General features: G+C 56.4%; 9 protein-coding genes. 3 read left to right on the top strand and 6 right to left on the bottom strand.

Going from position 1 to position 10334, the window contains the following annotated elements:
* Positions 1-189: 189 nt before the first annotated feature.
* The 3 genes from N2315_08190 (at position 190) to N2315_08180 (ending at position 2782) form a co-directional block, all read left to right on the top strand.
* Positions 190-609, top strand: a complete 420-nt coding sequence (locus tag N2315_08190; protein ID MCX7829157.1) for a transcriptional repressor — start codon at positions 190-192, stop codon at positions 607-609.
* A 177-nt stretch (positions 610-786) separates the two neighbouring features.
* Positions 787-1596 carry a response regulator gene (locus N2315_08185; protein ID MCX7829156.1) on the top strand — a complete coding sequence of 270 codons (810 nt, stop codon included), beginning with the start codon at positions 787-789 and terminating at the stop codon, positions 1594-1596.
* A gap of 130 nt (positions 1597-1726) precedes the next feature.
* On the top strand, positions 1727-2782 hold the full coding sequence (locus tag N2315_08180; protein ID MCX7829155.1) for a hypothetical protein: 1056 nt from the start codon (positions 1727-1729) through the stop codon (positions 2780-2782).
* 79 nt (positions 2783-2861) lie between these two features.
* Here the strand turns inward: N2315_08180 and glmS are convergent, their stop codons facing one another.
* From glmS to N2315_08150, 6 genes are all read right to left on the bottom strand, one after another.
* Complete coding sequence (gene glmS, locus N2315_08175) at positions 2862-4688, bottom strand: glutamine--fructose-6-phosphate transaminase (isomerizing) (GenBank protein MCX7829154.1); 1827 nt, start codon at positions 4686-4688, stop codon at positions 2862-2864.
* Between the two features lie 236 nt (positions 4689-4924).
* On the bottom strand, positions 4925-5803 hold the full coding sequence (galU, locus tag N2315_08170; GenBank protein ID MCX7829153.1) for a UTP--glucose-1-phosphate uridylyltransferase GalU: 879 nt from the start codon (positions 5801-5803) through the stop codon (positions 4925-4927).
* A 65-nt stretch (positions 5804-5868) separates the two neighbouring features.
* The gene (gene glmM, locus N2315_08165; GenBank protein ID MCX7829152.1) at positions 5869-7221 is read right to left on the bottom strand and encodes a phosphoglucosamine mutase; all 1353 of its coding nucleotides are present in this window, start codon (positions 7219-7221) and stop codon (positions 5869-5871) included.
* A 21-nt stretch (positions 7222-7242) separates the two neighbouring features.
* Complete coding sequence (locus tag N2315_08160; GenBank protein MCX7829151.1) at positions 7243-8457, bottom strand: CdaR family protein; 1215 nt, start codon at positions 8455-8457, stop codon at positions 7243-7245.
* The gene (cdaA, locus tag N2315_08155; protein MCX7829150.1) at positions 8447-9274 is read right to left on the bottom strand and encodes a diadenylate cyclase CdaA; all 828 of its coding nucleotides are present in this window, start codon (positions 9272-9274) and stop codon (positions 8447-8449) included. The genes N2315_08160 and cdaA overlap by 11 nt, the downstream gene beginning before the upstream one ends.
* A 27-nt stretch (positions 9275-9301) precedes the next feature.
* The coding region (locus N2315_08150) for an alanine racemase (GenBank protein ID MCX7829149.1) at positions 9302-10334 on the bottom strand (1033 nt) is incomplete at its 5' end.

Genomic DNA, 10334 nt, shown 5'->3' with positions numbered 1-10334 from the left:
TCCCTGCCTTCGTTTAGATTTTTACATGAGGCAACCCGTCTCGTTCGTTTAGATTCTTAAGAGAGGCAACATGGGGCACTGGCGGAAATGGGAGCACGGGGTGAATCAATCACGGGACGTACCCCTTCCAAAATTCCCAAGGGCTAGTATAATATAAACTGATTTCAAACTACACCAGGAGGACAGGCCATGTGGACCGTGGAGGAAGGCATCGAAAGGCTGAGAGAGGCAGGAGGCAAAATAACTAACCAGAGGATCGCCATTCTCCGGGCCATGGAAGCCCGGACCGACCATCCTTCTGCCGACACCATATTCAACGAGGTGAGGGAGGAGTACCCATCCATATCAATAGCCACCATCTACGGCACCCTTAAGATGATGGCCAAGGCCGATCTGGTAAAGGTCCTCTCAATAGACGACAAGAGGGTGTATTTCGATCCAAACGTATCAAGCCACGGGCATTTCCTGTGCGAAGGCTGCGGAAGACTCTGGGATCTTCAGCACATCAACGGCGACATCCGCTTAACCCTAACCCCCCACGGAGGCGCTCAGGTGACCCGATTCGAACTGTTCGTCTACGGGCTTTGCGAGGATTGCTCGTCCCGGTAACCCGATGGGACCACGTGGCAATAAAAGTAAATTTTACAAAGTAATTTTTCATATACATCCGTTAAAGCTTACCTCAATGGTTTTTAAAGATTAAGATCCTTACCAACACCCGACAGGTTCTGCTAAACTCTCCCTGTGGCCCCGGGCTTAAGTCATGTTGGGGCAGAGGGAGGTAGGATGGCCCTGGAAGGTCTTAACGGTTCAATAGCCATAGTTCTTCCCGATGACCTCTCGAAGGTAAGGATACTGTTGGAGTCGACGATATCCGCCATGGGGTTTCCCGTTCTATCCTTTCAGGATTTCCCATCCATGGCGGTGGCAGTGGCAGAACGGGGAATTGCGGCTTTGTTGTTCTCGTTGGAGCACACGGATCCCGAAGAGATTAAAAGCGTGCTCCAGGTGCTTAAGAACATACCGGGAGGGGACAGATGCAAGATCCTGGGCCTCCATGACCAATGGGACAAGATGAAGATACGCCTCATGGGGCGATCAATGGGATGTTCAGACGTGCTTCCCACCACGCCCACGGAGGTCCAACTGAGGCAGGTCTTTGGACTACCCACGGACAACCTGCAGCAACCCACAGCCCAAGCGGAACCTCAACCGCAACCACCAGAGACATCGAAGTCGGTGCTGGTGGTGGACGATGCATCAATAATACGCAACGGCCTTAAGCACATCCTCTTAGAAATGGGGCTCAGCGTGATGGAGGCATCCAACGGAAATGAGGCATATAACATCTTCCTGTCCTCCACCCCGGATCTCCTCATAACCGATCTCATCATGCCCGGCATGGACGGCTTCGCCCTGATGAGCCGCTTCAGGGGAAACCCTTCCACCGCAAAAAAACCCATAATAGTGGTATCCAGCTACGGGGATAAACCAAGACTCGTTAAGGCGTTAAGATCCGGGGCAAACGATTTTATCGTGAAACCATTCAGGCCAGAGGTGGTAAAAGACAAGGTTAAAAGACATCTTTCTATTTAGATTAGCTTAAAAATCCATCCGCTTTCTTAAGAGAGGAGATCAGCAGGAAATGGGCTTCAACATCCTACGTTCCACCGGGTTAAGGGCATGGATGTTTTTTGTCGTGCTTCTTTCCCTCTTTTCAATCGTCGTGGTACCTTCAAATAGCAGCGCCGAAGACGAAACGCTGTTGTTCTCCATAACGGTTCCCCTGGTCGAGGGTAAAGATGTGGTGATTACCCTGCCTAACGGCGCCACAAGGACCGTAGGCAAGGTGACTGCTCTGCCGGATAAGACCCGATGGCCTTCCTACACCGCCACCAAGTGGGGCAAACCGGGTACGGTGGCGGCCTCGGCGGTGAACGCCATCCACCTGCTGATAGGCATCGACAAGGGCAGGGGCAGGACCATGAGCATAACGCCGCTGAAGACCATAGCTCCCGCCGCAGGCCCCGGTGCCAGCATAGTAGTAGACAGCCCCACGGGGGAAGGCATCTTCGGCGCATGGGCTCCAGCGGTGGGCAACCCCGTACTGGTTAGAGGCGAGGACGGAACCGAAGCTCCCATATCGGAATCTAGAATACCCAAACCGGGGGACGATCTAATAATAAAAGTCACAAGGGACTCCATGCCATACCTGGTGGAAATCGAAAATCGACCGGGAGGACGGGTGATGGCCTACTACTCTTCCTACAGGACCGAGGTGATAGGACGGGTGCTGCGCCCAGTTGAAGGGGTCGGCCGTTTCGAGGGAACTCTTTTCCAAGACGTGGGCCGCATAAGGGCCAACCACCCGGGGGTGATCGACATAAGCACCTCCCCCAACGGAGAAGTCGGCGGGTTCCAGATCGTACCCTGGGAACACTCCAGGTCTCCGGAAATGCTTAACCTTTGGAACATGACGCAATGGATGGTCATCGCCCCTGAGGACGGCAGCTCTCCAATGGGAGGAACTCCACCGCTTTTCCTAGGCGGCTTGGTTCCAGGACCTGCATCCTCGGAGTCCCTGTGGGACATGTGGTCTACCTACGGAAGAAGACCCCTTGTATTATGCCGTGTCCAAGGGGGGCCTTGGCAGAAACTACCCCTTGCCGTGGGAAGGGATGACCACGCACTGAAGGGATTGACCCACCTTAGGATATACTTCCCCACCTACGACGAACCTCTAAAATCTGATTCCTCTCAAGGGAAGACAAATCAAATTTAAAAATTCAAACAAGCCCTAAATAAGACCGGAGGGGGCCCCCTTAAGGGCCCCCTCCTTTGCCGTCCTCCTTAGATAACCTCTACTCCACCGTGACGCTCTTGGCCAGGTTCCTGGGCTGATCTATCTCCCGTCCCCTCAGCAGGGCCACGTGATAGGCAAACATCTGAAGGGGTATGACGGAAAGGAACGGGGAGAAACACTCATCGCACCTGGGTATCCTAACCACCATATCCGCCATCTGACCTATAAGATCATCCCCATCTGAAGCCACCGCAACCACGGGAGAACGCCTTGCCCGGGCCTCCTGGACGTTGGATAGGGTCTTCTCGTACAACCCGTCCTTGGGTATCACCACCATTACCGGCACGTTGGGCTCCAGCAACGCTATGGGGCCATGCTTCATCTCCCCTGCGGCGTACGCCTCTGCGTGAACGTAGGATATCTCCTTTAGCTTAAGGGCCCCCTCAAGGGCTATGGGATAGGAGAAGCCCCTACCAAGGAACAGGAAGTTATCAAACCCGGAGAACTTCTCCGCCGCCTTCTTAATCTCCGATTCCCTTTCCAGAACCCTCTCAACCTCATAGGGAAGCTTAAGCAGGATGGAAGCCAGCCGCTCCGCCTCAGCTGGGTTCAAGTCCCCCCTGTCCCAACCCAGTTTGAGAGCCAACAGGTACAAAGCCCCCAGCTGCCCCATGAAAGTCTTGGTGGCCGCCACCCCTATCTCAGGGCCGGCCTTCAACAGCAAAAGGTCGTGAACCTCCCGGGCAAGGGTGGACCCCCTGACATTGGTTATCCCAAGGCAACGCCCTCCCATTGCCCTCACCTTTCTCTGGGCCGCCAGGGTATCGGCGGTTTCCCCCGACTGGGACACAAAAACCGCCAACGTATCAGGTCCTATCCTGACGTCTCTGTATCGATATTCAGAGGCTATGTCCACCTTAACGTCCAAGGTGGTCCATCTCTCAAGAACCCGCTCCGCCACAAGACACGCGTAGTAGGATGTCCCACAGGCCACCAAGTGAATACGTCGAAGCGAACCAAGGAACTCCGGCGTCCAGTGAACGTCATCTCCCAAATCCACGGAGCCCTCCTTAAGGCGCCCCTTTAACGTGGACCTCAGGACCGTACCCTGCTCGTGAATCTCCTTGGCCATGTAGTGGGGGTAACCGTCCTTCTCCGCCATGGAAACATCCCAATCCACCCTCTGGGGAAATCTCTCCAAGGGCTGACCTTCCCTGTCCCAAAGACGAACCACCCCGCCTCGGACCTCCGCTATCTCTCCCTCATCCATGTAGATTACCTCTTTGGTGAAGGGAAGCAGCGGGGGCACGTCGGAGGCACACAATCCCTCCCCTTCCGCAACCCCAAGCACCAAGGGCGAACCCTTCCTAACGCAATAAAAAACCCCCGGGTCCTCCCTGTTGAGAATGACCAGGGCATAGGATCCATCCAAGCGGCGCTGAAGCTCCACAAGGGTGGATACCATGTCCCCGTTGTATATCTTGGAAAGGAGCTGGACCACCACCTCCGAGTCCGTCTGGGATACGAAGGAGACCCCCTCCCGCTCCAGCTGGTCCTTTATGTCCAGGTAGTTCTCCACTATGCCGTTGTGAACCAGCACAAACTTGCCGTCCGAATCCGCATGGGGATGGGCGTTCTCCCCGGTAACCCCTCCATGGGTGGCCCATCGGGTATGCCCAACCCCAAGGCCACCCTCAAGGTTCATGTTCGCCACCCGGGACGCAAGGTCCGATACCTTGCCAACATCCTTAACCACCTTTATGTCAACGCCATCGTGAATCGCCAGCCCAGCGGAGTCGTACCCCCTGTACTCCAAACGCCTGAGCCCATCCAGCAACACATCAACAACTTTGCGGGGCCCAACATATCCGACCACGCCGCACATGAGATCCCTTCTCCTTCCTGCAAAGCACCGTACAAAAGGTGGGTTCGGGGCCATTTGTCCCCCGGATCGCTCCGGGGATTTACGATCCCGATTCAGGGCCCCCCACAGGACCCCGGGGCATCCGCCGAAAGCTCGATAAACCCCGTCCTCGTCATCCCCGCATCAAAGACCACATACGGGGATCAGGCGCTTAACCCTCTCAAACGCAATCCAGGAAACACCGCCGCAACTTACACCTAAATCACCCCCTCCCGCTTGAGGACGTCCACCACTATGTCCCGCAAGCGCTCATCACGGACCGCCATGGTCACGGTAGCTCTAAGCCACCCCTCCTTGGTTCCACAATCCAGCCGTTCCCCCCTGTAAAGGTACCCGTACACCGGCTCATCCCGTAAGAGGGACTTCAGACCGTCGGTTAACTGTATCTCACCCCCCGCTCCCGGGGCAACCCTCTCGAGGTGATCGAAGACGGAGCTGGAAAGCACGTAACGCCCCATTATGGCAAGCCTGCTGGGGGCTTCGGCCGGATCCGGCTTCTCCACCATGTCCCGTATTCGAAACACCCCGTCCCCCAGGTCCTCAGCATCCACTATGCCGTACCGGGCGGTGTCCTCCTGAGAAACCTCCTCCAAAGCAAGCACCGACCCGCCAAAGGACTTGCGCACCCGATCCAACTGGGCCAAAACCGGCTCGTCCGAGACTATCACGTCATCAGGTAGTATCACCCCGAAATAATCACCGTTGCAGCAGGTCCTTCCACAAAGCACCGCATGCCCAAGCCCAAGGGGCTCCGACTGGCGAACATAGGAGAAGCGGGCCATCTCGCTTATGCCCCTCACCAATTCCGCCAGATCCACCTTACCCCTGGACTCCAACAGGGACTCTAAGTCCGGGGACCTGTCAAAGTAATCCTCTATGGACCTCTTGCCACGGCCGGTGACAAACACTATGTCCCTGCAGCCCGCTCCACAGGCCTCATCAACGCCGTAGTGTATAAGCGGCCTATCGATCAAGGGCAGCATCTCCTTGGGGGTTTCCTTCGTGGCCGGAAGGAAACGGGTACCAAGACCCGCTACAGGGAAAAGGCAGTGGCGGAGCTCAACGGGCTTGCTCAAGCCAGCACACCTCCAGCAAAAACTCGGCCTACACCGACAAACTTAGCATTCCTAAAACCTGCCGCTCACTCCACTAGCAAGGGTTCCAAAGCATCAAAGAACACGCAGGCCGCGGATTCCAACCGGTTGGGATCCTTCGCCTCAAGAAGCACCCTGATGAGGGGTTCCGTCCCGGAGGGCCTTACAAACACCCGCCCCCACTGACCCACGATCTCCTCCGCGGACTTAACCGCTGCGGCCAGTTCATCGGAGTTCAGTACCCCATCCCTGTCCTTCACCTTAAAGTTGATCAATTTCTGAGGATACCGCTCAAAACGGTCCCACAGGGCGTCGAAGGACTCTCCCAACTCCTGGCAGGCCCGCACGAACAACAGGGCGGTGCACAGACCATCGCCGCTCTCCACCCAGGGTTTCACTATCACGTGCCCCGACTGCTCTCCCCCAAGCATGGCCCCCTGGCGCTTCATGGTCTCCAGGACATACCTGTCCCCCACAGGACAACGGAAGAGTTTTATGCCCTCGGAGGACAGCTTCTCCTCCAAGGCCATGTTGCTCATCACCGTGGCCACCACACCGCTGCCGAGCTCCCCCCTCGACTTCAACCACCTGGCCAACACCCAAAGCATCAAATCCCCGTCCACCACCCTGCCCCTAGGGTCACAAAACAGGGTGCGATCCGCATCCCCATCAAATGCCACGCCCAATGGTGCCCCGCTCTTAATCACCTGGTCCGCCAGGCACTCCATGTGCATTACCCCGCATGAGCGGTTTATGTTGGCCCCATCGGGTTCAACCCCAATGATCCGAGGTTCCCAAGTGGCAAACACCCTTTCCGCAACCGGGCCTATGGCACCGTTGGCACAGTCAACCACTATGCCCTTAACAGGCTTGGCCCCGTCGTAACAAGACGAAAGCCATTGGGAATACTGCTCCCTGAACTCCAAGGTTTCCCTGTAGCTTCCCATCCCAAGCCCCGCGGGGCGATGATCCAGCTGGAAATCCAAAAGGGCCTCTATGGAGGCCTCATCCTCATCGGAAAGCTTTTGTCCATCCGGGCCAAAGAACTTTATCCCGTTATACTCCGCGGGGTTATGCGAGGCGCTCACCACCGCGCCGCCGTCAGCCGTTCCCCCTCGAAGCACAAAACTAACTCCCGGGGTCGGCAATACTCCGCCGGACACCACCGTGGCGCCCATGGACATCATCCCCGCTCCCAGGGCAAGCTCCAACATCTGGCCGGAGGCCCTGGTATCCCGGCACACTATAACCCTTGGGTTCTCCACCCCCCGGCCCTTAAGAAACCTAGCGTAAGCAACCCCAAGCCTCATGGCCATCTCAGGGGTCATCGCACCCCGGTTGGCCACATCCCTTACTCCATCGGTGCCAAAGTACTTCCTGTTCACGGTTTTACAGGACAACTCAGATCACTCCATATATAGTCATCTCTTCTCCTGCAGCTGCACCCGCGGAGGATCCACCGAAAGCACCACCAGGGACTCCCTCTTGGATTTCACCAGCACCGGAAGGGTTATCCTGCTGGTCACCACGTTGCTGGCGTCCACATAAGCCTCCACCGCACCCTCATCGGGGGGGCTCCCTTCCTGCAGAACCTCCACGGTAACATCCACCTCGGAGGGGGATACCTCCCATCCCCTATCGGCATCGGTTCCCCTCACCTTGACTGGGACGCCTCTTATAACCTTCTTTGACGGGCGATGAGAGAGCCTAACCTGCACCTGGGCCAAACCATTGCCCAGAACCGCAACGCCCTCCACAGGGGATCTCACCGGCACCCAAGCGGAGAAGTCCCCTTGGGCACCCTCCACGTTAACCGGCGGAAGGTCTATGATCTTCAACTGCTCAATGGCCTCAGGGTCACCTTGAACCATAACCGTATCAGGGGTTACGTTAACCGACTCCACCGAGAACCTCCAGTCCGGCATACCCTCCACCGACGCTCTTAAAGGCACACGGCTAACTATTTTATCAGAGGAGACAGGCATATCCAACGTTACCTCTTTGGGCTTAACCTCCAAATCCTTATCCAGGGAGTAGTCCTTTTTAAAAACCAATTCCACCGGGAAAACCCTGCGCCCCGCTGAAAACTCCTCGTAGGTGACCAATATCCTTGCGTGATCCACCCCTTGGACTTGCTCCTTGCTGCCTTGAACGGATACGTACCTGGGCCTTACCGTGGCACCCGCCACCTTCGCCTCCCGGGGGAAATCCCTGCCAAAATCGATCCTGACCGGCACGTCCCTGGATGATCTATGGCGCAATAAAACGGTAACATACTGAGGTTTAAAGGTCACTCCTTCCGCTCCCTTGGGCATCTCAACACGGGGCACCAGTTTGTAGGTCCCGACAGGTAGACCGGTTACGTCGACCCTTACCCTTAAGGACGTGGGGTCGATGTCGGAAAGCAAGCCCATGTCTCCAAAGAACCTTGCCTCCACGGAGTCCTCCTGGACCTCCACCAGGAGATCCCGTTGAACTCCCACCACATCCAAAGGAAGGGTCACGGATCTGTAGCCCTTCGAGCTATGGTCCCAGGACACGAAAAACCAGATGGCCACCGCGATAAGGAAGGAAAGGATCTGCAGGGACAGTCTGGAGTATATCCATTGTTTAACCCTTCCCCGCCTAGTCATCATAATCGATCACCGACTCCTCCTCGATAAGGCTGTCCCGGAAGCGATCCCAAAATGACCGGTATCCCTCTTTGCCCCTGAAGTAGTGCAACAGGAGTTTGCGAAGCTGTTCCTCGTTGAGTGGGTTCGATATCCTACCGTTAACCGCCAGGGAAACCTCGCCCCTCTCCTCCGAAACCACCAATGCCAGGGCATCGGATATCTCCGTAACTCCAAGGGCAGCCCTGTGCCTGGTACCGTACCAGCGGGAGAGGTCGCTCTTCTCCGTCAAAGGAAGATAACAGGACGCGGCTATCACGCTTTTCCTGTCCAATATCACCGCCCCATCGTGAAGCGGGTTTCCGGGCCAGAAAAGGGACACCAGGAGCTCCTGGGAAGGTTGGGCCTTTACGGGAACCGCAGACCGCCAAACCTCCTTCAACCCCGTCTGACGTTGAAGCACCAAAAGGGCGCCTATCTTCTTGCTCTGGAGGTACAAAAGCGCCCTTAACACCTCATCGGCCAAGGTTTCCAGCTTCTCCTGCCCCTTCTGGATCCTCCAAAGATGCCCCCTGCCGAGCTCCTCCAACACGCGCCTGAGCTCGGGCTGAAAAAGCACCGGTATGGCTATGAGCAAGGCCTGGAAAAACCTGGAAAGAACCCAAGTCAGCGCCTTGAGCTCCAAAAGATTTGCCACCGCCGCGGTTATGCCAAGCACCATTAGCCCTCTAAGCAGCTGAACCGCCCTGGTCCCCACCACTAAAAGCAAGAGCTTGTAGACCACGTAGGCTATTATGAATATGTCCAAGAAGTCCTGCCATCTAAGACTGGGCCAGAACACTAGCTGTACCTCCGAAGCTTAAGCAATTTAAGAAACCCCTTCAAAGCACAAATACTGCTTTACCACGTATTCCGACGTGGCACCTTGAAGCATGGCTCCGTAGTTAGGCCTAAAGGCCAATCTAGAACCCATGGAAACCCCCGCAGCGTCCTCCACGTCGCACACCATGTGGTCACTGGACGCCCCAAGGATCCTCACCCCCGCATCCAACGGGGTAAGCCCCTCGGGCCTGGTGTCCTGACGACCAACCGCCAATATGGCCCTCAATCTCTCTCCAACGTCCTCAAAAACCGGCACGTTGCCAAAGGCATCCCTTCCAACCTCACCCCTTGGCACCGACGGTTTACGCCTGAGCTCCACCACCTCTGCGATGAGTTTAACCGCATCTCTCCTAAGGTATGGTATATCCCTCATGCCCGTTGAATCGGTCCCAAGGATTATACCCTCTCCTATCCTCAGGTTGTTCACCCCCGCAGGAAGGCTCCCGTCCTCCAACAGCTTAAGAGCCAAGGTCCCGCCCCCTGACACCAAGGGGACGTCGAAACCGGACCTCTCTCGGATAACCCTGGCCACTTCCAAAAGCTCCAGCTGGTTATCCCGGGTTGCCAAAACACCGCCGAAACACCCAAGGTTGGTGCCAACTCCCTCAACTTTAACCCACGAAAGGGATGCGCAAAAGTCTCCCACTTTGGGGGCATCTTCCACAAGAAACCCCTCCCGGAGATCACCAAGGTCGAACATTAGGACCACCCGAAACGGCTTCCTCTCCAACGCACAACACCCCTCAAGAACCTCCAAGGCCTCCAGCGAGGATATCAAACACCCCTCCGTCAGATGGATCATGCGGTCCAACTCGCTGAGCATTGGAATCCTTATAAGGAAGAAGGGGCCTTCGATCCCAGCGGCCCTCATCTTCTCAACGTTGGAAAGCCGGCTGTCCCCTAGGGCGGAACAGCCGCCGTCCAACATGGCCCTTGCAACCTTAGGCTCTCCGCAAAGCCCCTTGGTAATCCCCCAAACAGAAACCCCCAAGGAGGCGGCCTGTCTCTTATACACATCT

This window comes from Thermanaerothrix sp., assembly GCA_026417795.1.
Taxonomy (GTDB): domain Bacteria; phylum Synergistota; class Synergistia; order Synergistales; family Synergistaceae; genus Thermanaerovibrio.
This window is presented reverse-complemented; position numbering and strand designations above follow the sequence as displayed.

What these genes read in the sequence shown, in the direction of transcription:
- N2315_08185 (MCX7829156.1), top strand. Translation starts at nt 787, where the DNA reads ATGGCCCTGGAAGGTCTTAACGGTTCAATAGCCATAGTTCTTCCCGAT.
- N2315_08160 (MCX7829151.1), bottom strand. Translation starts at nt 8,457, where the DNA reads ATGATGACTAGGCGGGGAAGGGTTAAACAATGGATATACTCCAGACTG.
- glmS (MCX7829154.1), bottom strand. Translation starts at nt 4,688, where the DNA reads ATGTGCGGCGTGGTCGGATATGTTGGGCCCCGCAAAGTTGTTGATGTG.
- N2315_08190 (MCX7829157.1), top strand. Translation starts at nt 190, where the DNA reads ATGTGGACCGTGGAGGAAGGCATCGAAAGGCTGAGAGAGGCAGGAGGC.